This is a genomic window from Streptomyces sp. NPDC052721, from assembly GCF_040678315.1.
Lineage (GTDB): Bacteria > Actinomycetota > Actinomycetes > Streptomycetales > Streptomycetaceae > Streptomyces.
This window is the reverse complement of sequence record NZ_JBFATL010000038.1, coordinates 19,980-41,381: the sequence shown is the minus strand read 5'-3', so window position 1 is coordinate 41,381 and position 21,402 is coordinate 19,980. Positions and strand designations below refer to the sequence as shown.

At 72.5% G+C, this 21,402-nt stretch carries 19 protein-coding genes and 1 pseudogene; 15 read left to right on the top strand and 5 right to left on the bottom strand.

Going from position 1 to position 21,402, the window contains the following annotated elements; translation table 11 throughout:
• Positions 1 to 27 precede the first annotated feature (27 nt).
• The gene (locus AB0L21_RS29745; RefSeq protein WP_365787523.1) at positions 28 to 1,473 is read left to right on the top strand and encodes a hydrolase; all 1,446 of its coding nucleotides are present in this window, start codon (positions 28 to 30) and stop codon (positions 1,471 to 1,473) included.
• A 43-nt stretch (positions 1,474 to 1,516) separates the two neighbouring features.
• Here the strand turns inward: AB0L21_RS29745 and AB0L21_RS29740 are convergent, their stop codons facing one another.
• Positions 1,517 to 4,231 (bottom strand): sugar-binding domain-containing protein, encoded by a 2,715-nt coding sequence (locus AB0L21_RS29740; protein WP_365787521.1) that lies wholly within the window; start codon positions 4,229 to 4,231, stop codon positions 1,517 to 1,519.
• 106 nt (positions 4,232 to 4,337) lie between these two features.
• Positions 4,338 to 5,522 carry an ROK family protein gene (locus AB0L21_RS29735; RefSeq protein ID WP_365787519.1) on the bottom strand — a complete coding sequence of 395 codons (1,185 nt, stop codon included), beginning with the start codon at positions 5,520 to 5,522 and terminating at the stop codon, positions 4,338 to 4,340.
• 116 nt (positions 5,523 to 5,638) lie between these two features.
• Between AB0L21_RS29735 and AB0L21_RS29730 the strand changes: the two genes are divergently transcribed.
• From AB0L21_RS29730 to AB0L21_RS29720, 3 genes are all read left to right on the top strand, one after another.
• On the top strand, positions 5,639 to 7,096 hold the full coding sequence (locus AB0L21_RS29730) for an APC family permease (protein WP_365787517.1): 1,458 nt from the start codon (positions 5,639 to 5,641) through the stop codon (positions 7,094 to 7,096).
• 69 nt (positions 7,097 to 7,165) lie between these two features.
• Entirely contained in the window at positions 7,166 to 7,678 is a 513-nt protein-coding gene (locus AB0L21_RS29725) for a GNAT family N-acetyltransferase (protein WP_365702735.1), read from the top strand.
• Positions 7,679 to 7,761: 83 nt separating this feature from the next.
• Positions 7,762 to 8,529 carry a metalloregulator ArsR/SmtB family transcription factor gene (locus tag AB0L21_RS29720; RefSeq protein WP_365702864.1) on the top strand — a complete coding sequence of 256 codons (768 nt, stop codon included), beginning with the start codon at positions 7,762 to 7,764 and terminating at the stop codon, positions 8,527 to 8,529.
• 150 nt (positions 8,530 to 8,679) lie between these two features.
• Here the strand turns inward: AB0L21_RS29720 and AB0L21_RS29715 are convergent, their stop codons facing one another.
• The gene (locus AB0L21_RS29715; RefSeq protein WP_365702737.1) at positions 8,680 to 9,114 is read right to left on the bottom strand and encodes an SPW repeat protein; all 435 of its coding nucleotides are present in this window, start codon (positions 9,112 to 9,114) and stop codon (positions 8,680 to 8,682) included.
• Between the two features lie 157 nt (positions 9,115 to 9,271).
• Positions 9,272 to 9,853, bottom strand: a pseudogene (locus AB0L21_RS29710) (hypothetical protein); the annotation flags it as partial.
• 293 nt (positions 9,854 to 10,146) lie between these two features.
• Here AB0L21_RS29710 and AB0L21_RS29705 point away from each other — a divergent pair.
• The 4 genes from AB0L21_RS29705 (at position 10,147) to AB0L21_RS29690 (ending at position 12,725) form a co-directional block, all read left to right on the top strand.
• Complete coding sequence (locus AB0L21_RS29705; RefSeq protein WP_365702739.1) at positions 10,147 to 10,323, top strand: hypothetical protein; 177 nt, start codon at positions 10,147 to 10,149, stop codon at positions 10,321 to 10,323.
• Positions 10,324 to 10,383: 60 nt separating this feature from the next.
• A complete protein-coding gene (locus AB0L21_RS29700) occupies positions 10,384 to 10,536 on the top strand; it encodes a putative leader peptide (protein WP_365787515.1) in 153 nt (50 codons plus the stop codon).
• Between the two features lie 378 nt (positions 10,537 to 10,914).
• Positions 10,915 to 11,469 (top strand): NADPH-dependent FMN reductase, encoded by a 555-nt coding sequence (gene ssuE / locus AB0L21_RS29695; protein WP_365787513.1) that lies wholly within the window; start codon positions 10,915 to 10,917, stop codon positions 11,467 to 11,469.
• A 116-nt stretch (positions 11,470 to 11,585) separates the two neighbouring features.
• Positions 11,586 to 12,725, top strand: coding sequence for an LLM class flavin-dependent oxidoreductase (locus AB0L21_RS29690; RefSeq protein WP_365787511.1), 1,140 nt, complete (start codon positions 11,586 to 11,588; stop codon positions 12,723 to 12,725).
• Between the two features lie 366 nt (positions 12,726 to 13,091).
• Here AB0L21_RS29690 and AB0L21_RS29685 read toward each other — a convergent pair whose 3' ends face one another.
• The gene (locus AB0L21_RS29685; protein WP_365787509.1) at positions 13,092 to 14,576 is read right to left on the bottom strand and encodes an acyl-CoA dehydrogenase family protein; all 1,485 of its coding nucleotides are present in this window, start codon (positions 14,574 to 14,576) and stop codon (positions 13,092 to 13,094) included.
• Between the two features lie 202 nt (positions 14,577 to 14,778).
• Between AB0L21_RS29685 and AB0L21_RS29680 the strand changes: the two genes are divergently transcribed.
• The 7 genes from AB0L21_RS29680 to AB0L21_RS29650 all read left to right on the top strand — a co-directional run bounded on the left by AB0L21_RS29680 (position 14,779) and on the right by AB0L21_RS29650 (position 21,300).
• Positions 14,779 to 15,129 (top strand): YciI family protein, encoded by a 351-nt coding sequence (locus AB0L21_RS29680; RefSeq protein ID WP_365702747.1) that lies wholly within the window; start codon positions 14,779 to 14,781, stop codon positions 15,127 to 15,129.
• Between the two features lie 16 nt (positions 15,130 to 15,145).
• Positions 15,146 to 16,363, top strand: coding sequence for an RNA polymerase sigma factor (locus AB0L21_RS29675; RefSeq protein ID WP_365787507.1), 1,218 nt, complete (start codon positions 15,146 to 15,148; stop codon positions 16,361 to 16,363).
• Between the two features lie 160 nt (positions 16,364 to 16,523).
• Positions 16,524 to 17,846 (top strand): aldehyde dehydrogenase family protein, encoded by a 1,323-nt coding sequence (locus AB0L21_RS29670; RefSeq protein ID WP_365787505.1) that lies wholly within the window; start codon positions 16,524 to 16,526, stop codon positions 17,844 to 17,846.
• A 223-nt stretch (positions 17,847 to 18,069) separates the two neighbouring features.
• A complete protein-coding gene (locus tag AB0L21_RS29665) occupies positions 18,070 to 18,780 on the top strand; it encodes a chitinase (protein ID WP_365787503.1) in 711 nt (236 codons plus the stop codon).
• A 44-nt stretch (positions 18,781 to 18,824) separates the two neighbouring features.
• A complete protein-coding gene (locus tag AB0L21_RS29660; RefSeq protein ID WP_365787501.1) occupies positions 18,825 to 19,730 on the top strand; it encodes an aldo/keto reductase in 906 nt (301 codons plus the stop codon).
• Positions 19,731 to 19,999: 269 nt separating this feature from the next.
• Positions 20,000 to 20,380 (top strand): BlaI/MecI/CopY family transcriptional regulator, encoded by a 381-nt coding sequence (locus AB0L21_RS29655; protein ID WP_132790437.1) that lies wholly within the window; start codon positions 20,000 to 20,002, stop codon positions 20,378 to 20,380.
• Positions 20,377 to 21,300 carry a M48 family metalloprotease gene (locus tag AB0L21_RS29650; RefSeq protein ID WP_365787499.1) on the top strand — a complete coding sequence of 308 codons (924 nt, stop codon included), beginning with the start codon at positions 20,377 to 20,379 and terminating at the stop codon, positions 21,298 to 21,300. The genes AB0L21_RS29655 and AB0L21_RS29650 overlap by 4 nt, the downstream gene beginning before the upstream one ends.
• Positions 21,301 to 21,402: the final 102 nt, after the last annotated feature.

Sequence of the window (21,402 nt, the reverse complement as noted above, 5' to 3'; positions counted from 1 at the left end):
CCCCACCCCTTCACGGAGGTTCGACGGATGCCCGGATCCAGGAGATCCCCGCGCAGATTCACCGCTGCCCTGGCCGGCCTGGGCCTGCTGGTCGCCGGAGCCGCCCTCCAGGTTGGCACCGGCACCCCCGCCCACGCGGCGACCACGCACCGCATCCTGTTCGACAACGCCCACGCCGAGACGGCCGGCAACGCCGACTGGATCATCTCCACCAGCCAGCCCGACCCGCTCGGCCAGGACTCCACCCCGTCCGCCGAGACGGACTGGACCGGCGCCCTGTCCTCCTGGGGCGTGGCGTTGCAGAAGACCGGCACCTACAGCCTGAAGACGCTGCCGCCGGGCGCCGGCCTCAGCTACGGCGGCACGTCCGCGACCGACCTGTCGAACTTCGACACGCTGGTCCTGCCGGAACCCAACACGCTGTTCACCAGCGCCGAGAAGACGGCGATCATGAACTTCGTGAAGAACGGCGGCGGGCTGTTCATGATCTCCGACCACACCGGCGCCGACCGCAACAACGACGGCTACGACGCGGTCGAGATCCTCAACGACCTGATGACGAACAACAGCGTCGACTCCACCGACCCGTTCGGCTTCTCCATCGACTCGCTGAGCATCAGCTCCGACCACCCGTCCGCGATCAGCGACAGCACCGACCCGGTGCTCCACGGCTCCTTCGGCACCGTCACCAAGAGCCTGATCGCCAGCGGTACGACCGCCACCCTCAAGCCCGCCGACAACGCCTCCGTCAAGGGCCTGCTCCACCGCACCGGTTACTCCGGCAACACGGGCGCCTTCTTCGCCACCAGCACCTTCGGCAGCGGCCGGGTGGCGTTCTGGGGCGACAGCTCACCCGTCGACGACGGCACCGGCCAGTCCGGCAACACCCTGTACGACGGCTGGAACGACTCCGGCGCCACCGACGCGGCCCTCGCCCTCAACGCCACCGAGTGGCTGTCCGGCGCGAGCGGCAGCGGCGGCGGGGGCGGTGGCGGCACCTGCACGGCGGCCCAGCTGCTGGCCAACCCCGGCTTCGAGTCCGGCGCCACCTCCTGGACCGCCTCCAGCGGTGTGATCACCGACGACACCGGCGAGGCCGCCCGCACCGGCTCCTACAAGGCCTGGCTGAACGGCTACGGCTCGGCCCACACCGACACCCTCGCGCAGTCGGTGACCATCCCCGCCGGCTGCACGAGCGCCACCCTCAGCTTCTCCCTCCACGTCGACACCGCCGAGACGACCACCTCGACGGCCTACGACACCCTCAAAGCGCAGGTGCTGGGCAGCAGCGGAACGGTGCTGTCCACCCTCGCGACCTACTCGAACCTGAACGCGGCGAGCGGCTACACCCAGCGCGCCTTCAACCTAGCGAGCTACGCGGGCCAGACGGTGACGGTCAAGTTCACCGGCACCGAGGGCTCCACCCTCCAGACCTCGTTCGTCCTCGACGACACCGCGCTCACCGTGAGCTGAGCCGGGACGGGGGTGGGCCGCAAAAGGTCCACCCCCTGTGCGGTCAGGCCGCCGGCACCGTCCGCTCCGGCGTGTTCCAGCCGGAGACCCGCACGCTCGGTGCCGAGCCGCGCAGGTCGGCCGTCCGGTAGGTGGCCGTCAGCGTCACCGACTCGCCCGGCCACAGGCTCACCTCGTTGTCCGACCAGCGCACCGGCAGCACGGGCTTCCCCCGCTCGTCCACGAGGTGCACGTCCGTCAGCAGCGCCGGGGTCTTCCCGCTCCCGCTGTGGCGCAGGGTCACCGTCGTGGTCGACATGCCGTCCGACGCACGCGTGGTCGCCGTCGCCGTCACGGGCACCTGCGCCATCGAGGCGAGCCCCTTCATGTCGGCGTAGCTCGTCGTCGGCGTGTGGTACCAGGTGGTGCCGTTCCAGTCGAGGGTGTCGGGCCGGGTGGAGAGCCAGTACACGTTCCGGCTCACCTCCGTGCCGTCCGCGTCCGTCAGCACCAGCCGGAGCAGATACGTCCGCGACAGCCCGCTCACCGAGGACGGCAGGGTCAGCGGTGTGCCGTGCGCCCCGTCCCCGTCCACCGCCACGCCGGTGACGGTCCTGTCGTACTTCTGCGTGCCGTCGGGGTTGTACAGCGTGGCCCGCGCGGTGAGGCCCCTGGCGGGAGCGGGCCGGTTGTTCACCACCACGACCGAGCGGTCGTCGTAGGAGTACTGGATGTGCAGCGGCTCGTTCGCCTTCTTCGCGCCGAAGTAGGAGCCGTTCTGGTCGAGGTAGCGGTCGGTCAGCTGCCAGTGCAGGGACGTCCAGCCGCTGTTGAACATCCAGTGGATCACCCCGGTGGAGGGCCGGTCCCGATCGGTCGCGTTGCGTCCGTACGCCTCGAACTGAGCGCGGACGTTCTCGTACTGGGCCAGCTGCGCCTTGCGGACGTAGTCGGTGAGGCCGGTCGGTGCGCCGTAGCGGCCGGCGAGGGCGTCGTCGTAGATCTTGAGCGTGCCGAAGACGGGGGACGGCGAGCGGTGGTACTGCCTGGCGTCCGGGTCCTTCCACAGGGTGTCGAGTTCGGCGGGCGTCATCATCCGGCGCAGCGTGTCGAGGGTGGGGATGCTGGGGCCCGCGCTGGTCTCGGAGTTGAACCCGGTCGCCCCGCCCTCGCGCTTGGCGTACCAGTAGCCGGGCGGCACCCAGTCGTAGGGGCCGGTCATCTTCATGCCCGAGCCGCCCAGCCGCGGGGAGGACCGGTCGGAGGCGGAGGAGACGACGGGGGTGGGCCAGTCGGCGGACTTGAGGGCGTCCAGGTAGTTCTTCTCGATCGTCGCGTCGGGGGCGAAGTCGCTGCCGATCAGGAAGGAGATGACGCTCGGGTGGTCACGCAGCCGGGCGGCCTCGGCGGCCATGGACGCCTTGGCGACCGGGTAGTCGGCGTCGGTCCACCGGTCGCCCTTCTCGTCGCCGTTGAACTCGCCCTCCCATTTGTCGCAGCACTCCCAGCCCGGCAGGGTGAGTACGCCGTAGCGGTCGGCCAGGTCGAAGAACTCGTCCGGTTCCAGGTGGCCTTCCAGGCGGAGGGTGTTCAGGCCCAGGTCGAGGGCGTACTTCAAGCGGTCCTCGACATAGGTGGGGTCCCAGCGCAGGAACTCGTCCGGGGACCAGCCGCCGCCCTTGATCAGCAGCTTGCGGCCGTTGATCCGGTACTGCCGGGCGCCGTCGGAGTTCAGCGGGGCCTGCACGTCCCGGATGCCGAAGGTCTCGTGCGCGGTGTCCGACGTCGTGCCGGCCACGGTGGCGGTGAGGTCGAGGTCGTACAGCGGCTGCCCGCCCATGCCGGCCGGCCACCACACCTTCGGGTCGGTCAGGTGCAGGCCGGGGGTGTCGGCGGGGGAGAAGGTGACGGTCTTCGTCTCGTGCGCGGCGAGCGACACCGTCGTGCGGAACTCCGTCCCGGCGACGCTGCCGCCGACCTCCGCCGTGACCGGCGCGTCCGTGTCGTTGCGGGCCTGCGCCTTGACGGTCAGGTCGGCCGTGGCGAGCGACGGCACCGCCAGCTCGGTGACCACGTGCGCGTCGCGCAGCGCGACCGGGCCGCCCCTGCGGACCAGGACGTCCCGGACGAGGCCCATGTTCTGGTCGGGCGGCGGCTGGATCCAGTCGATCCAGCCCATGGTCAGGTCCTTGAGCGGGTCGTTGGGCCGGACGCGGAAGGCGACCGTGTTGGTGCCGGACCTGACCAGTGAGGTGATGTCCAGCTCGTGGTGGGTGTAGGCGCCGGTCACATCGGCGGCCTTCGCCACCTGCCGGCCGTTCACGTAGACGTCCGCCGCCGAGACGACCCCGCTGAAGTCGAGAGAGGTGCGCTGCCGGGTGTCCCGGACGGTGAAGTCGGCGCGGTACCACCAGGGCACCTCGAAGTCGGCCCGGGGGATCTTCTGCTGGTCGGTGGAGTGGAACGGGTCGGAGTAGACGCCGTTCGCCAGCAGTGCGGCGAGCACCGTGGAGCGCGGGCCCGCCGGATACCAGCCTTTCGCCGGGTAGCCGGGGGAGGACACGGCCGCCGCCGAGTCGCCCACCTTCGCCGTGGACTGGACGGCGTAGCCGGACAGCGGGGTGCCGGTGCCGGGGGCGGAGGGGACATGGGTGATCCGGGCGGGCCGGTGGGTCTCCGCCGTGTCCCGGGGGCCGGCCCAGGCGCCGGTGGTCAGGGAGCCGACCAGGGCGAGGAGCGCGGCGGTCATGGGCAGCCGGCGGGCGGGGCGAGGGAACACGGCGGTCTCCAGCCTCGTAAAGTTAGGAAACTTTACTAACCTGGGCCACGCTAGGGGGCGCCACGGGCCGTGTCAACGACCCTCGCCGCGGTGGCCGTTGAACTGGTCAGGTTCCGGCCGTGCGGCGTTCGAACACCAGGTCGCGGGCCGTGTCCAGTGCCGTGGCCACCGCGCCGAGCAGGACGGCGTCCTCGCCGAGCCGGCTCGGCGCGATCCGGGGCCGCAACGGGGTCAGCGCCCGCAACCGCTCCCGCACGGGCCGCAGCAGCAGGTCGACGCTGTGCCCGACACCGCCGCCGAGCACCACGAGATCCGGGTCGAGCACGGCGGCGGCCGCCGCCACGGTGTGCGCTATCCGCTCGCCCTCCAGCTCCACCGCCCGCACGGCGGCCGGATGTCCCTGCCGGGCCGCGTCGAACACGGCCTTCGCCGTGAGCTGCCCGCGCATCCCGAACTGCCGGGCGGACTCCACCACCGCCACCCCCGACACCGCGTCCTCCAGCCGCTCCGGCTTCTGCCGGCCGTGCCACGGCAGGAAGCCGATCTCCCCGGCCAGCCCGCGCGCGCCCGTGAACAGCCGTCCCTCGCTGACCACGCCCATCCCCAGACCGGTGCCGATCAGGATGTACGCGAAGAGCCGGCTGCCCGCGCCCACGCCGAAGGTGTACTCGCCGAGCGCCGCCAGATTGGCGTCGTTGTGCACCTCCAGCGGCACACCCAGCTCCGTGCGTATGCCGTCCACGAGCCCGGCCCGTCCCCAGCCCGGCAGATGCATCGCGTAGCGCACCCGCCGCTGCTTCTCGTCGTACACCCCGGGCGTGCCCACCACCCCGTGCACCACCTCCGCCGGGTCCACGCCCGAGTTGGCGATCACCTGGCGGGCGGTGCTCACGACCAGGCCGGTCAGGGCGGCCGAGGCGCGGGCCCGGTTGCGTATGTCCGCCCGGGCCACGACCGTGCCGTCCAGGTCGACCACCGCCACGCGCAGCCAGCCCCGGCCGATGTCGACGCCGAGCGCGTACCCGGCGGCCGGATCGGGGGCGTAGAGCACGGCGGTGCGCCCCCGCTCCGGGGCCTGCGTGCCGACCTCGTGCACCAGGCCGGCCGCCGCCAGCGAGGCCAGCGCACTGGAGACCGTCGGCTTCGACAGGCCCGTCTCCCGGGCCAGTTGGGCGCGCGAGGCGGCGCCGAGCGCGCGCAGCCGGTCCAGCAGCAGCCGCTCGTTGGTACTGCGCAGACGCCGGCGGCTCCAGGGCTGTTCCGGCTGCTCTACGACGTCGCTGGCGGGCATCGCACCATTCTCGTGCATTTCTGTCGCACACTTGACGCCTCTAGTAAGGCTCCTTAACTTTATCCGCCAGTCACCCTCCGCCGGGCGTCGCGCGCCCGTCGCGTCAGGAGTCCCCCATGTCCGGTAGCCCGCCACCCCCGGGTGGTTTCGTCCGCCGTGTCGGTCTGTTCCAGGCCACGGCCATCAACATGAGCCAGATGTGCGGCATCGGGCCGTTCGTGACGATCCCGCTGATGGTCGCCGCGTTCGGCGGCCCCCAGGCGGTCATCGGCTTTGTCGCCGGCGCGGTCCTGGCGCTGTGCGACGGCCTGGTCTGGGCCGAGCTGGGCGCCGCCCTGCCCGGCTCCGGCGGCAGTTACCTCTATCTGCGCCAGGCCTTCCAGTACCGCACCGGCCGCCTGATGCCGTTCCTGTTCGTGTGGACGGCGATGCTCTTCATCCCGCTGATCATGTCCACGGGCGTGGTCGGCTTCGTCCAGTACCTGGGCTACCTCGCGCCCGGCCTCGGGCAGACCGCCGGCGATCTGATCGGCCTCGGCGTCATCGCGCTGGTGGTGATCCTGCTCTGGCGCGGCATCGAGCACATCGCCCGGATCACCGCCGTGATGTGGACCGTGATGATCGCCTCGGTGCTGCTGGTGATCGTCGCCGCCGCCACTCACTTCAGCCCACACATGGCCTTCACCTACCCGGCGGGGGCTTTCAATGTGATGAGCAACCACTTCTGGCTCGGCTTCGCCGCGGGCCTGACCATCGGCATCTACGACTACCTCGGTTACAACACCACCGCCTACATGGGCGCCGAGATCAAGGAGCCCGGCCGTACCCTGCCGCGCTCCATCCTCTTGTCGATCCTCGGCATCATGGCGATCTACCTGCTGCTGCAGATCGGCACCCTCGGTGTCGTCGACTGGCACCGGATGACCGACCCGCACGACATCGCCTCCTCCTCGGTGGCCTCCGCCGTGCTGGAGGAGGCCTGGGGCAAGGGTGCGGCCGACACGGTGACCGTGCTGATCCTGATCACCGCGTTCGCCTCCGTCTTCGCCGGCCTGCTCGGCGGTTCCCGGGTGCCCTACGACGCCGCTCGCGACCGGGTCTTCTTCCGCCCGTACGCGAAGCTGCACCCGAGGCACCGCTTCCCGATGCTCGGCCTCGCCACCATGGGCGTGATCACCGCCGTCGGCTTCCTGATCGGCCGCCACACCGACCTCGCGACCCTGATCCAACTGCTCACCACGGTGATGGTCATCGTCCAGGCACTGGCCCAGATCGTCGCGCTGACGGTCCTGCGCCGACGCCGGCCGGACCTGCCCCGTCCGTACCGGATGTGGCTGTACCCCGTGCCGAGCGTCGTCGCCTTCGTCGGCTGGTGCGTGATCTACGGTTACGCCGACAAGAACTCCCCGGGCCGTCATCCCATCGAGTGGTCCCTGGCCTGGCTGGCCCTCGGCGGCGTGGCCTTCCTGATCTGGGCGCGGCTGGAGAAGGTGTGGCCGTTCGGCCCGAAGGAGATCAGCGCGGAGCCCGGCGCGGAGCCCGTGGGGGCGGTCAGCGCAACGCCCTTGGCATGAGCTAGAGTTACCCCGCATCGAAGCGCACCTCCCCGGCCGGACCGCAGTCCGCCGGGGAGGTTTTGGTTCATGACCGACATCATGACCGCGGACGTCACCGTCCGCCTCGCGACCCCCGAAGACCGGCCCGCCGTCGAGCGGCTGTGGCTGATGTTCCGCCACGATCTGTCCGAGTTCTCAGGCCTCCTGCCCGCCGCCGACGGCACCTTCCGCGGTGAACGCGTGGCGTACGCCTTCACGGAGCCGGGCTGGGCGCCGTATCTGCTGACCTGCGAAGAACGCCCTGCCGGGTTCGCCTTCGTCCGTGGGCTGGACGGTCCGGTCCGCGTGCTGAGCGGCTTCTTCGTGGTGCGTGGCGCCCGGCGCCGGGGCATCGGGCTGCGGGCCGTGCGCGAGGTGCTCACCCGGCACCCCGGGCCGTGGGAGATCGCCTTCCAGCAGGACAACCCGGCCGCGGTGAGCTTCTGGCCGCGGGTCGCCGAGGATCTGGCCGGCGACGCGTGGACCCGCGAGCCGCGGCCGGTGCCGGGCCGGCCGGATCTGCCTGCGGACGTGTGGATCTCCTTCACGGTGACCGGCTGACCGCTCCGGTTCGGATGGGCTTCCTTGACATGCAGGTAGATACCTGCATAACGTCGAGTGTGCGATCGGAGGACGACACCGGGATGGACAAGGTCTTCAAGGCGCTGGCCGACGACACGCGCCGGCGCCTGCTCGACCGGCTCCACGAGAACAACGGCCAGACCCTGGGTGAGCTGTGCGAGCGCATCGCCATGACGCGCCAGTCGGTGACCCAGCACCTGGCCGTCCTGGAGGCCGCCAACCTGATCAGCACGGTGCGGCGGGGGCGGGAGAAGCTGCACTACCTCAACCCCGTACCGCTCCACGAGATCCAGGAGCGGTGGATCGACAAGTTCGAGCGCCCGCGCCTCGCCGCGCTCGGCGCCGTGAAGCGACGAGCCGAGGAAGCCATGACCGACAAGCCCCGTTTCGTGTACGTCACCTACATCGCGAGCACACCCGAGAAGGTCTGGGAGGCGCTCACCGACGCCGACCTGACGGCCGCCTACTGGGGGCACCGCAACGTCTCCGACTGGCGGCCCGGTTCCCGCTGGGAGCACGTGCGCACCGACGGATCCGGCATCGCCGACGTGGTCGGCCGCGTCGTGGAGAGCGAGCCGCCGAACCGGCTGGTGACCACCTGGGCCGCCCCCGACCAGGAGGGGCAGGAGGACCGGCACTCCCGGGTCACCTTCGAAATCCGGCCGCACGAGGACATCGTCCGGCTGACCGTCACCCACGAGGATCTCAACGACGAGGGCGAGCGCGCGGACGTCGCGTCCGGCTGGCCGGCCGTGCTGTCCAACCTGAAGTCGCTGCTGGAGACCGGCCGGACCCTGCCGCAGGAGCCGTGGCTGGTGCCGTCCCGCTGACGGTCGTCATGACGGGTGCCGTCCGGCTCTGGCGGTCGTGGCTGGTTTCGCCCCGCCGTGCGGACGGAGGCACGCGGAGGCCGGTCCGCCCGGGGCGGACCGGCCCGCGTTCTTTCCTTCCTTTCCTCGGTCTCCTCTTTCAAGGCTCTTCTACGGCCTGGGGGCGCTCTTCGCCGCCGTACCGGCGCACAGCAGTCCGAGGACGAGGGCCAGGGCTCCGATGACGATGTTGTTGACGATGACGCCCGCGTCCGGGCGGCTGCCCACGATCCACGGAGCGATGATCATCCAGATGCCCAGGGCGCACATGGCCCAGCTCAGGCCGTACATGCGCTCGGGTGCCCGGGTGAATCCCAGTGCCAGCAGGCCTATCGCGATGCCCATGATCAGGTTGTGGGTCATGAGGGCGGGCTGGCTGGCCGTGTAGTGCAGGATCCACGGGGAGGCGGCGCAGTACAGGCCGAGCAGGAAGACCGGCCCGTCCACGAGTGCCACATCACGACCGCCGAGCATGCGGGCGTAGCGGTCCCGCATTTCGGAGACATCGGGGTGGCTCGATATGTCACCCCTGTGCAAGTTGGCCATGAGTCGTCTCCTTCGACTTTGGAGCCCAGACCGCGTCTGGTGCGGCGTGCCGTAAGCGCCGCATACTCCAGTTTGCCCTTATTTCTTCCTTATGTGTAGAGCTGGCCGGAGGCCTGGGTACGTGCCCGCGCTGAGCAGGCGGGCCCGTTCGTGCATGGCGGTGGAGGTCCCGCCAGGCGATCTGCCGCACGGACGCCTCCGCTCCCGGATCGCCCGCCCTGGCGCCCCCGGTGGACCAGCTCGACGGGGGAGAGCGTGCCGAAAACGCAGGTGCGGCGAGAGCCGGGAGGTCGCGTCCCCGGCCAGGTCGTCGTGCCGCTCCGCGTAGGCTGCGACACGGCAGCGGAGCCAGGCCGCCGGCCGCGTCCGGCCGGCCGCGTCGCCGCCCTCGGCCAGACCCGGCGAGATCCCCGACAGCGTGGGCCGCGACGGCAGTTCCCCGGAGCCGATGCCCGGCGGCACACGGACCGAGCGGGGCGCGTAGAGGACGCCCCGCAACCGCTGCCCCGACCAGTGCCGGAAGTACGGCGTGGACACCGCGAAGTGGTCCGAGGCGGCCGGGGTCACCGCGCCGGGCGCCACCGCCGGGGTCACGGACTCGTGGACGCGCCAGCCGCCGTCCGCGGGCCTCCGGAGCGCGCCGCAGCCGCCGCTCCCGCAGCCCGTTCAGCGCGGCCCGCAGGGGCGGGTGGTCGTGCAGGCGCAGGCCGGCGGTGAAGAGGACGACCGGGACAGTCATGGTGCGGCTCCGGGGGAGGGGCGGGGGCAGTGGGCGCTCTGGGTACGGTGGTGGGGGGTGGCCCTGCGGTCGAGGTGGCTCCCGTGCCCGTGCCCGTGGCCGTGGCGGTCGCCGTGGGACCGGCGGGCGGGCGTGGGGCCTGCCTGGGGTGCCGGAGACCGGCCGGGTGAGGCGCGGGACCGGCCCGAACGGCGGCGGAGCCGTCGGTGGGGTGACATGTCCGCAGCGGTCCGGGGCAGGCGGAGCAGTACAGGATGTACGTTCCCTTCGACCTACCGGAGGTGTCCGCCGCCATGAGTGCCAAGGTGCTGGAGCGATTCCCCGCCGGGGCTCCGCGTGGATCGTGGCCCGCGGAGGAGTACGCCGCCGCCCGACGCGCCGAGGGCGAACCGGCGACCGTGGTCATGGACCTGCAATCGGACGCGTTCCTCGTCGTGGTCGAGGCACAGGAGGAGGACGGCCGAGCCTGAGCCGTTCGGTCCCGCAGGGGTTTTTCCGGGGCGCTTTCCTGCCACTCTTCGCGCAATTCCATGGTCCGCTATGCGAGACCGGTCGGGATTTCCTTGACGGCCGTCGCCGACTGCTGCCACGATCACGGCATGACAATGCGACTGGACCTCACGCGGCGACGCCATGTCGACCTCGCGCGCGTCTCCAGCGCCTCCTGTCGCCCCGCGCTCTGATCGGCGTTTTCCCCGCCGGTCCCGTCGGGCTCCCCATGCACTGGCTCGCCTGCCTTCCGCCCTGCCCTGGCCGGAAATTCGGCGTGCCCGGAAATCCCGCCCGGCAATTCCGCAACAGGACTTCCCGGAGTCCGGGAACTCCTGGGTTCCTGGATTCCTCACGTTCGTGAAGCTCGTTGCGTTTCGCATGCCCGGAGCGCCCGGGAAATCCGCCTGCCGGTTCCCCGGCGCCGGCATCGCCGCCAGGGCCGGCTCCGGAGTGGAATCCGTCCCCGCCCACGCCACCTGACCGCCGAGCCGGAATCCGCTCCCCTCCGACTTCACCGGGCGCCCGTCCCCGTGCGCGCGTGCCCGGCGCACCCCAGAAACGAGGCATCCATGGCCACCGTCCTGTCCGTCTCCGGCAGCCCCTCCGCCTCCTCGCGCACCGGCCGTCTGCTGCGCCACCTGGACCAGCGGCTCATCGCCCAGGGCCACGAGGTGATCCCGCTCGACGTCCGTACCGTCCCGGCCGAGGCGCTGCTCGGCGCGGACTTCCGGCACCCCGCGGTCGTCGAGGCCACCGGACTGTTCGCCCGCGCCGACGGCGTCGTGGTCGGCACCCCCGTCTACAAGGCGTCGTACTCCGGCGTTCTCAAGGCGCTCCTGGACCTGCTCCCGCAGTACGCGCTCACCGGCAAGACCGTGCTGCCCCTCGCCACCGGCGGCTCCACCGCCCATGTCCTCGCCATCGATTACGCGCTGCGCCCGGTGTTGAACTCCATGGGTGCCGCGCACATAGTCCAGGGCTGGTTCACCCTCGACAAGGACATCACGGTGCGGGACGACGGCTCGGTGACCCTCGCGCCCACCACCGCCGAAGCCCTGGGGCACGTGGTGGACCAGTTCGCCGCCGCCCTGGACGGCACCCGGCTGCTGGCGGCGGCGAGCTGACGGCCCCGGCCGTCGATGCCCGTACCCGCCCCATACCCCGCCCCTCGGCGAGGCGCTTCGCGCCGTACCGCTCGACCCGGCCGCCCCGGCACGGCCTGCTCTGATCGGAGACCCACGTGTCCCTCACCTTCCACTGGTTCCTGCCCACCAACGGCGACAGCCGCCATGTCGTCGGCGGTGGCCACGGCACCCCGGCGACCGCTTCCGGACGGGACCGGCCGCCGACCGTCGCCTACCTGAGCCAGATCGCCCGCGCCGCCGAAGACCTGGGCTTCGCCGGCGCGCTCACCCCGACCGGCGCCTGGTGCGAGGACGCGTGGCTGACCACCGCGATGGTCAGCCAGCACACCGAGAGGCTGAAGTTCCTGGTCGCCTTCCGGCCCGGCTTCGTCTCACCCACCCTCGCGGCCCAGATGGCGTCCACCTTCCAGCGGCAGACCGGCGGACGGCTGCTGCTCAACGTCGTCACCGGCGGCGAGAGCCACGAACAACGGGCCTACGGCGACTTCCTCGACAAGGACGCCCGCTACCGCCGTACCGGTGAATTCCTGCACATCGTGCGGCAGTTGTGGGACGGCAAGAGCGTCGACCTGCACGGCGAGCACCTCCGGGTCGAGGAGGCGAGGCTCAGCCGGCTGCCCGACCCGGTCCCCGAGGTGTACTTCGGCGGCTCCTCGCCCGCCGCCGGGGAGGTCGCGGCCCGGTACGCCGACGTGTACCTCACCTGGGGCGAACCGCCCGCGCAGGTCGCCGGGAAGATCGCCTGGATCCGGAAGCTCGCCGCGGAGCACGGCCGTACCCCGCGTTTCGGGATCCGGCTGCACGTCATCACCCGGGACACCTCGGCGCAGGCCTGGGCGGAGGCGGACCGGCTGCTCGACGGATTCGACCCGGAGACCGTACGGGCCGTCCAGACGGGCCTCGCGCGCAGCGAGTCGGAAGGGCAGCAGCGGATGCTCGCGCTGCACGGCGGCAGCCGGAAGAGCCTGGAGATCCACCCCAACCTGTGGGCCGGCATCGGGCTGGTGCGCGGCGGTGCGGGCACGGCGCTGGTCGGCAGCCATGAGGAGGTCGCCGAGCGCATCAAGGAGTACCACGCCCTCGGCATCGACGAGTTCGTCCTCTCCGGGTATCCGCACCTGGAGGAGGCCTACTGGTTCGGCGAGGGCGTCCTGCCGCGACTCGCCGCACAGGGGCTGTGGGCACACCCTGACGGCAGGACTGCCGCATCGGCCCGGGTGCCGTTCGCGGGCTGAAGCGAGTGGCGGGCCGGCCGGCCCACCGCCTCTGGCCGGACGCGCGTTCCTGAGAAACGAAGGCGCGGACGCGGGCCTGGACCACCGGTCGTCGCCCGGGGGGTGACGTGTACGCACGCCACAGCAGAACGGCGGCCGGCAGCGACTGCTCCTGTCGGTCTGGCTCTGGGGTTGGGTCCCGCTCTGTGGTCGGGTCTGGCTCTGGGGGTTGGGTCCCGCTCTGTGGTCGGGTCTGGCTCTGGGGGTTGGGTCTGGCTCCGTGGTCGGGTCCCGCTCTGTGGTCGGGTCGCGCTCTGTGGTTCGGTCTGGCTCTGCGGTCCGGTCCCGCTCTCAGGTCCGGTCGCGTTCGTCGGCTCGGTCCCGCTCTCAGGTCCGGTCGCGTTCGTCGGCTCGGTCCCGTTCCCCGGTGGCGGCCGGCGCCCCGCTCAGCGCCCGCAGATGCGCCGCGCGCGATTCCGCCGTCTGGCCCTGCACCAGCAGGAACAGCCCTTCCCGGGCCAGGCGCTGGGCGCGGCTCGTCAGAGCCATCGCACGGCCGCCGCCGGCCACCACCGCCGCGGTGGTGGCCGCACGCAGCACCTCGTACGCCTCCGCGCGCACGGCCAGCCGCTCCTCGGCCCAGTCGTCCCACCCGGGCGGCCGTGCCCCGGCCCGGTGGTCGGGTTCGGTCGGTCGCGCCCCGGCCCGGTGGTCGGTCACGGTCGGCCGTGGCCCCGCTCGGTGGTCCGGTGTGGCTGCTGGCTCCCCGCCCCGGTAGTCGGCTTCGGGTGCCTGTTCACCGCCCCGCCGGCCGACTCCAGCCCGCTCCCCGGCCCGCTCCCCGGTCCGGCCCCCTCGCCCGCCCACCTCTTCCCCGCCCCTCAGGCCCCGCACCGCCCGGCCACCCCCGGCCCGCTCACCCTCCGCCAGTCCTTCCCCGGCCCCTTCTCCCCGCACCGCCGCGCCTTCCCCGGCCCCCTCATCCCGCACCGTCGGACCATGCCCAGCCTCCTCGGCCCGCACCGTCCCCCGCTCCTCGCCCCACGCCTCCGGAACCGGAGCGTCGGCCAGGGCGTAGGCCCGTTCGCGGAGACCGGCCAGGCGGGAGCGGAGCGGGGTGGCCGTTTCGTCGTCCAGGAGGGACAGCGCCGCCTCCGCCACGCCGAAGACCGCGGGGCTGGTGGTCAGGGTCTTGACCCGGTCGCCGGCGGCCCACCGGACGTACGGCGTGTGCAGAGCCACTGCCTCCGCGGGCAGCCACAGGCCGTCCAGTTCCAGCGACACCGTGCGCGCGGCGGTGAGGGCCGCCAGCCGCATCGGCGGCGAGGCCCGCAGCCCAGGCTGTTCGCGTGCCTCGGTGAAGGCGAACAGCACCTCGTCGGAGTCGGTCACCCCGGCCAGCAGCATCACGTCGTTCAGGCCCCACCCGGTGTACCAGGGGACGGTGCCGTCGAACCGCCAGCCGGTGCCCTCCCGGCGGACCCGCACCGGGCGGCGCGGATACGACCGCAGGTGCGCGTACGCCACCCCGGACAGCAGCTCGCCACGGGACAGCGGGCCCAACAGCCGTTCCCGCACCGGGAGTCCGCTGTGCGCCAGCGTCTGCACGGGCGTGTGGTGCTGGGTCTGCACGAACCAGGTCGCACAGCACGCGCCGGCCAGGATCTCCGCGGTCTCCCGCAGCACGGCCGGCGGCGCCCCAGCGCCGCCGTATTCCGCCGGCGCGGCCACCCCGAGCAGCCCCGACCGCTTCACCGCCTCGACATGGCCCGCGGGCACCCACTCCTGGTCGACCCGCTCGGCCTCGGGGATCAGCAGGTCCGTGGCGAGCCGGCGGGCGCGGACGACGAGCGGATGCGAGGTGAGGTCCATGCGGGAGATTCTTCCGTTCTTCCCCTCCGCTCGGTCATCCGGCACCCCGGCACGCCTGCACCCCGGCATTCCGACGCTCCGGCATTCCGGCGCTCCGGAAATTTTTTCCGCGGCCGTGGCGCGCGGTGTCGATCCGGGGCCCGGCCGTTCGTGTAGGAGGTGACACAGAGCCCGCCCCGGGCACGACGCCTTGGAGGACGTCATGAAGCACTACCTGCTCAGCGTGGTCCAGCCGGCCGGCGCCACGCCGCCCGGTCCCGAAGCCCTCGCGGAGATCATGCGCAACGTCGAGGCCTTCAACGACGAACTGCGCGCCGCCGGCGCCTGGGTCTTCGCCGGCGGTCTGCACGGCCCGGAGACCGCGACCATGCTGCGCCCGCAGGACGGTGACGTGCTGGTCACCGACGGCCCGTACGCCGAGGGCAAGGAGTACCTGGGCGGCCTGTGCCTCATCCGTGCCGCCGACCTGGACGAGGCCCTGGAGTGGGGCCGCAAGGCCGCCCTCGCGACCACGCTGCCCATCGAGGTACGGCCCTTCGTGGACCAGCACTGACGGCGGAGCGGCACCGATGGCCGAGGCCCCCGGCATCGAGGCCGTCTTCCGCACCGAGTACGGGCGCGCGGTCGCCGTCCTCGTCCGCTTCCTCGGCGACATCGACCTCGCCGAGGAAGCGGTCCAGGACGCCTTCGCCACGGCCCTGACCCGGTGGCCCGAGACCGGTGTGCCGCCCAGCCCGGCCGGCTGGATCATCACCACCGCGCGCAACCGGGCCGTCGACCGGCTGCGCCGGGAGTCCTCCCGGAACGCGCGGCACGCCGAGGCCGCCCGGCTGTACGCCCCCGACGCACCGCCCGAGGAGGGCCCCGTGCGCGACGACCGGCTCCGACTGATCTTCACCTGCTGTCACCCCGCGCTCGCCCCGCGGTCCCGGGTCGCGCTCACCCTGCGGCTGCTCGGCGGCCTGAGCACCGCGCAGATCGCCCGCGCCTTCCTGGTGCCCGAGGCCACCCTTGCCCAGCGGCTGGTGCGGGCCAAGGCCAAGATCCGGGACGCGGGCATCCCGTACCGCGTGCCCCGCGACGCCGACCTGCCCGACCGGCTCTCCGCCGTCCTCGCCGTCGTCTACCTGATCTTCAACGAGGGCTACACGGGCGATCCCGCCCTGTGCGCGGAGGCGCTGCGCCTCGGCCGGCTGCTCGCCGAGCTGATGCCGGACGAACCCGAGGTCACCGGTCTGCTCGCGCTGATGCTGCTGGTGGAGGCCCGGCGGCCGGCCCGGAGGGACGCGGACGGCGTTCTCGTCCCGCTGCCCGAGCAGGACCGCGCCCGGTGGGACCGGGCGCTGATCGCCGAGGGTCAGGAACTGGTCCGGCGCTGTCTGCGCCGCAACCGGCCGGGGCCGTACCAGATCCAGGCCGCCGTCAACGCGGTGCACAGCGACGCGCCCACCGCCGCCGCCACGGACTGGCGCCAGATCCTCGCCCTTTACGACCAGCTGATGGCCGTGGCGCCGTCCCCGGTCGTCGCCCTGAACCGGGCCGTCGCGGTCGCCGAGACCGAGGGGCCGGCGGCGGCCCTGGAGCTGGTCGACGCGCTCGGCCTCGGCCGGTACCACGTGCTGCACGCCGTCCGCGCCGACCTGCTGCGCCGACTGGACCGGACCGCCGAGGCGGCGGCGGAGTACGGCCACGCCGCCGAGCTGGCGCCGAGCGAGGCCGAACGCGCGTACCTGGGGCGCCGACGACAGGAGACGGAACGGCGGGAGCCGGGCCGTACGGGGACGTGACCCTCCTCACCCCGACGCGGCTTCGGGATGAACTTCAGGCTGTGAAAGGTTGGTATCTACACCTGGTGCAAACACCTGATTTCTACGCCTGACCTCTCCACCTGACCGACCGGAAACCCAGGCCCGGCACGAACCGGCCTGTGCACCCAGTGAGGCACCCGTGAACGACTCTCTGCCCGAGCGGCCCGCCGACATCGTGGCCCGGCTGCGCGCCACCTTCGCCGCCGGCCGGACCAAGCCCGTCGAATGGCGCACCGGCCAGCTGCGCCGGCTGCGCGCGATGCTCTCAGAACGCGGCGCCGACCTCGCCGCCGCCCTCGACGCCGACCTCGGCAAGAGCAGCGCGGAGGCCTACCGCACCGAGATCGACTTCACGGTCCGGGAGATCGACCACACCCTGGAGCACCTCGCGGACTGGCTGCGCCCCGAGCCCGCGCCCGTCCCGGCGCACCTCGGTGCCGACGCCACGGCCTGGACGCAGTACGACCCCCTGGGCGTCGTCCTCGTCATCGCCCCCTGGAACTACCCGGCGCAGCTGCTGCTCGCCCCCATGGTGGGCGCGCTGGCCTCCGGCAACGCGGTCGTCGCCAAGCCGAGCGAGCTGGCCCCGGCCACTTCCGCCGCCCTGGCCGAGCTGATCCCGGCCTATCTGGACACGGACGCGGTCGCCGTCGTCGAGGGCGGCGTCCCGGAGACCACGGCCCTGCTGGCCGAGCGCTTCGACCACATCTTCTACACCGGCAACGGCGCCGTCGGCCGCGTCGTCATGCGGGCCGCCGCGGAGCACCTCACCCCGGTCACGCTCGAACTGGGCGGCAAGTCACCGGTGTTCGTGGACCGCGGCACCGACCTGGACACGGTCGCCGACCGGCTCGCCCGGGGCAAGTTCCTCAACGCGGGCCAGACCTGTGTCGCCCCCGACTACGTGCTGACCGACCCGGAGACCGCGACCGCCCTGGAGGCCGCGCTGGTCCGCGCGATCGAGGGTCTGTTCGGCGCGGACCCGCAGCGCTCCGAGGAGTACGGCCGGATCGTCAACGAGCGCCATTTCGACCGGCTTTCCGCCCTGCTCGACTCGGGCCGCGCCGTCGTCGGCGGCGTCGGCGACCGGGCGGCGAAGTACATCGCGCCCACCGTCCTCGCGGACGTCGACCCGAAGTCGCCCGTCATGCAAGAGGAGATCTTCGGCCCGGTCCTGCCGATCGTCACCGTGCCCGGCCTGGACGAGGCGATCGACTTCATCAACGACCGCGACAAGCCGCTCGCCCTGTACGTCTTCAGCGAGTCCGCCGAGACCCGTGACCGCATCGCCGCCGAGACCTCCTCGGGCGGCCTCGGCCACGGCCTGCCCCTCGCCCATCTCACCGTCTCCGACCTGCCGTTCGGCGGGGTGGGGGAGAGCGGCATGGGCAGCTACCACGGCCGCTACTCCATCGAGACGTTCAGTCACCGCAAGGCGGTGCTGTCGAAGCCGCTGCGCTGACCTCCTCCTGAGTTCCGGGCGCGGCCGCGCGTGCGCGGTCGGGCCGATCTCCGTGTGCCCAACTCCTCCACGCGTCGCTGGAATTCGCCGACGCAACCGATCAACGATTGACTGGTCTACACCCTTGACTGGTACAGACCAAGGCGGTTGAGTGTGCCCAACCCCCCACCACGGCCGTGCCCACCTCCGTGGGTGCGGCCGTGCCGCACAAAGGAGTTGGTCCATGTTGAGGCACCGCATCGCCGCACTCCTGACCTCGCTCGCCCTGGGCACCTCCGCCCTGGTGCTCCAGGCGGCCCCCACGGCCTCCGCCGCCGGCTTCGTCGTCAGCGAGGCGCAGTTCAACCAGATGTTCCCGAACCGGAACCCCTTCTACATCTACAGCGGTCTCACCGCCGCCCTCGGCGCCTACCCCCCCTTCGCGAACACCGGCAGCGACACCGTGAAGAAGCAGGAGGCCGCCGCCTTCCTCGCCAACGTCAGCCACGAGACCGGCGGCCTGGTGTACGTGGTCGAGCAGAACACCGCCAACTATCCGCACTACTGCGACTGGAGCCGGCCGTACGGCTGTCCGGCCGGCCAGGCCGCCTACTACGGGCGCGGCCCCATCCAGCTCTCCTGGAACTTCAACTACAAGGCCGCCGGCGACGCGCTCGGCATCGACCTGCTCAACAACCCCTCTCTCGTGCAGAACAACGCGTCCGTGGCCTGGAAGACCGGCCTGTGGTACTGGAACACCCAGACCGGGCCCGGCAGCATGACCGCGCACAACGCCATGGTGAACGGTGCCGGGTTCGGGCAGACCATACGCAGCATCAACGGCTCGCTGGAGTGCGACGGCAAGAACCCCGCCCAGGTGCAGAGCCGGGTCTCCGCCTACCAGCGCTTCGCCCAGATCCTCGGGGTCTCGCCGGGCGCCAACCTGTACTGCTGACGGACCGCGAGGACCGGACGGGTGCCGTGTGCGAGACTCCGCCGATGACTGCAGACACGATCACCGCACACGCCTCCGGCACCTGGAAACTCGGCGACCTGCCCGTCCACCGCATCGGCTTCGGCGCGATGCGGCTGACGGGCAGCGCCGCCTTCCACCTCGGCACCCCGAGCGACCGGCAACGGTCCCTCGCCGTCCTGCGCAAGGCGGTCGAGCTGGGTGTCAACCACATCGACACGGCGGCCTTCTACTTCTCGTCGCTGCGGTCCGCCAACGAACTCATCAACACCGCGCTGTCCCCGTACCCCGACGACCTGGTCATCGCCACGAAGGTCGGCCCCTACCGCGACCACCACGGCGAGTGGGGCACCTCCGCCCGGCCCGACCAGCTGCGCGGGCACGTCGAGGAGAACCTGCGCCAGCTCGGGCGGGACCATCTCGACCTGGTCCATCTCCGCCGGATGCGCCAGGACTCCATCGCCGAACACTTCGGCGCCCTCGCCGAACTGCGCGAGGCCGGTCTGATCCGGCACCTCGGGATCTCCGGCGTCGAACCCCGGCACCTCGCCGAGGCGCTGGAGATCGCGCCGGTGGTGTCCGTGCAGAACCGGTACGCCGTGGACCGGCCCGGTCCCGTGGACGACGAGGTGCTGCGGCTGTGCGGCGAGCACGGCATCGCCTTCGTCCCCTTCTACGCCGTGGCCGGAGAGACCGCAGAGCGCGGTGCGACGACCGCCCACGACGACGCGGTGCTCTCCGTCGCCCGGGCCCACGGGGTGAGCCCCGCACAGGTCCGGATCGCCTGGACCCTGCACCAGGGCCCGCACGTCCTCGCCATCCCTGGCACCGGCAACCCCGACCACCTGGTCGAGAACGTCGCCGCCGGCGCGCTGCGGCTCACCGAGGAGGAGCTGGCACGGCTCGACGATGCCCGCGCGCAGGCGGGCTGACCGGCGGTCGGCGTCACGCGGTGAACGGGTCGGTGGCGCGACCTCGGGCGGGTGATCGGCGCCGAGGAGCCGCAGGCGCGCCCCCCTGAGGACGACCAGGTCCCGGGTGCGTCCGGGAGCGAGCCGTACCCGGCCGCATGATCATGACGGCGGGCGACCAGGGCCGGCGCCGGCTGACTACGATGGCGTAGACGCCCCGCTGGACCGCACACGAAGACGACCGCAACACGAAGACGACCGCAACACGAAGACGGGTGAAGAACCTCCCCATGACCGATGCCAAGGACGAACGCCGGCCGGCCGGCGAGCTCGAAGCGAGCGTCCTGGCCGCGCTCTGGGCCGCCGGCGCACCCCAGACCCCCGGCCAGGTCCAGCTGAGCCTGGGTGCGGACCTCGCCCGTACGACGGTGACGACGATCCTCACCCGCCTGCACGACAAGGGCGTCGTCCACCGGCGGCGCCAGGGCCGCGGGTACGCCTACTTCCCCGCCCAGGACGTCCAGGACGCCCACGGCCTCACCGCCCGCCGGATGCACAGCGAACTGGACCGGGACAGCGACCGCGAGACGGTCCTCGCCCGCTTCGTTGCCCAGCTCAGCCCGGACGACGAACGCATCCTGCGCGACCTGCTCGAATCCGACGGCCGATGACCGCCCTGCTTCTGCTGCCGCTGCTGTTGCCGTGCGCCCTGCCGCCCCTGGCCCGCCGGACCCTGGACCGGGTGACCCCGGTCGCCGCCCTGTGGTCCGTCACCGGCTGCGCGGTGCTCCTCGCCGGCTGCTCGACGCTGGCGCTCGGCACATTCGTCCTGACCGGGCTGCTGAAGCTGCCGCTCTTCGCCGCGCTCGGCGACCTGGTCCATCCGCTGCGCACCGCCTCCGACGTCTTCGTCGTCCCGGCCGCCATCGCCTCGGTCGGCGCGCTGGCCGGGTGCTGCGGGAGCCTCGTCCGCTCGGTCCTGGGCCAGGCCCGTGCCTTGCGGGCGGCGCGTGCGGAGGCCGCGCGCGGGGCCGTCGCCGGTGACCTGTGCGTGGTCGACTCGCCCCACCCGGACGCCTACGCCCTGCCGGGCCGCCCGCACCGGGTCGTCGTCACCACGGCGATGCTGCGCTGCCTGGACGGTCCCGAGCGGGAGGCGCTGCTCGCCCACGAGCGGGCGCACACCGCGGGCCGCCACCACTACGCCCTCGCCGCCGCCGAGTTCGCGGCGCAGTGTCACCCCGCGCTGCGCCCGGTCCGCGCGACGATCCGGCTGGCCGCCGAGCGCGCCGCAGACGAGGCCGCCGCCGTCTCGGTCGGCGACCGGCGCCTGACCGCCCGCGCCATCGCGCGCGCCGCCCTCGCCGGGCAGGCCGCCCGGACCGCACGCCCCGGCTTCGCGCCCGGCGCGGCCACGGGCCCCGTCCCCCACCGCGTCCAGGCCCTGCTGACCGCCCCCCGCGCCCGCACCGCCCGCGCGATCTCCGCACTCCTCCTCGCCTGCACCGCCCTGTCCTGCGTGGCCTCGGCCACCGCAACGGCCGACGTCCACCACCGTGTGGAGATCGCACAGGGCGACGAAAGCCCCTGAAGGACACACCTCCGCCCCGCGGGAACACGGAGAGCAGGCACAAGACCGACGGCCGCCACGCGGCGCCTGCCCCTGCCCGACACGCGACGGCCCGGGAGGGAA

Coding starts and splice junctions, on each gene's coding strand:
- AB0L21_RS29745 (WP_365787523.1), top strand. CDS start 28: ATGCCCGGATCCAGGAGATCCCCGCGCAGATTCACCGCTGCCCTGGCC.
- AB0L21_RS29735 (WP_365787519.1), bottom strand. CDS start 5,522: ATGCCCGCCAGCGACGTCGTAGAGCAGCCGGAACAGCCCTGGAGCCGC.
- AB0L21_RS29730 (WP_365787517.1), top strand. CDS start 5,639: ATGTCCGGTAGCCCGCCACCCCCGGGTGGTTTCGTCCGCCGTGTCGGT.
- AB0L21_RS29725 (WP_365702735.1), top strand. CDS start 7,166: ATGACCGACATCATGACCGCGGACGTCACCGTCCGCCTCGCGACCCCC.
- AB0L21_RS29720 (WP_365702864.1), top strand. CDS start 7,762: ATGGACAAGGTCTTCAAGGCGCTGGCCGACGACACGCGCCGGCGCCTG.
- AB0L21_RS29715 (WP_365702737.1), bottom strand. CDS start 9,114: ATGGCCAACTTGCACAGGGGTGACATATCGAGCCACCCCGATGTCTCC.
- AB0L21_RS29705 (WP_365702739.1), top strand. CDS start 10,147: ATGAGTGCCAAGGTGCTGGAGCGATTCCCCGCCGGGGCTCCGCGTGGA.
- AB0L21_RS29700 (WP_365787515.1), top strand. CDS start 10,384: ATGGTCCGCTATGCGAGACCGGTCGGGATTTCCTTGACGGCCGTCGCC.
- ssuE (WP_365787513.1), top strand. CDS start 10,915: ATGGCCACCGTCCTGTCCGTCTCCGGCAGCCCCTCCGCCTCCTCGCGC.
- AB0L21_RS29685 (WP_365787509.1), bottom strand. CDS start 14,576: ATGGACCTCACCTCGCATCCGCTCGTCGTCCGCGCCCGCCGGCTCGCC.
- AB0L21_RS29680 (WP_365702747.1), top strand. CDS start 14,779: ATGAAGCACTACCTGCTCAGCGTGGTCCAGCCGGCCGGCGCCACGCCG.
- AB0L21_RS29675 (WP_365787507.1), top strand. CDS start 15,146: ATGGCCGAGGCCCCCGGCATCGAGGCCGTCTTCCGCACCGAGTACGGG.
- AB0L21_RS29665 (WP_365787503.1), top strand. CDS start 18,070: ATGTTGAGGCACCGCATCGCCGCACTCCTGACCTCGCTCGCCCTGGGC.
- AB0L21_RS29660 (WP_365787501.1), top strand. CDS start 18,825: ATGACTGCAGACACGATCACCGCACACGCCTCCGGCACCTGGAAACTC.
- AB0L21_RS29655 (WP_132790437.1), top strand. CDS start 20,000: ATGACCGATGCCAAGGACGAACGCCGGCCGGCCGGCGAGCTCGAAGCG.
- AB0L21_RS29650 (WP_365787499.1), top strand. CDS start 20,377: ATGACCGCCCTGCTTCTGCTGCCGCTGCTGTTGCCGTGCGCCCTGCCG.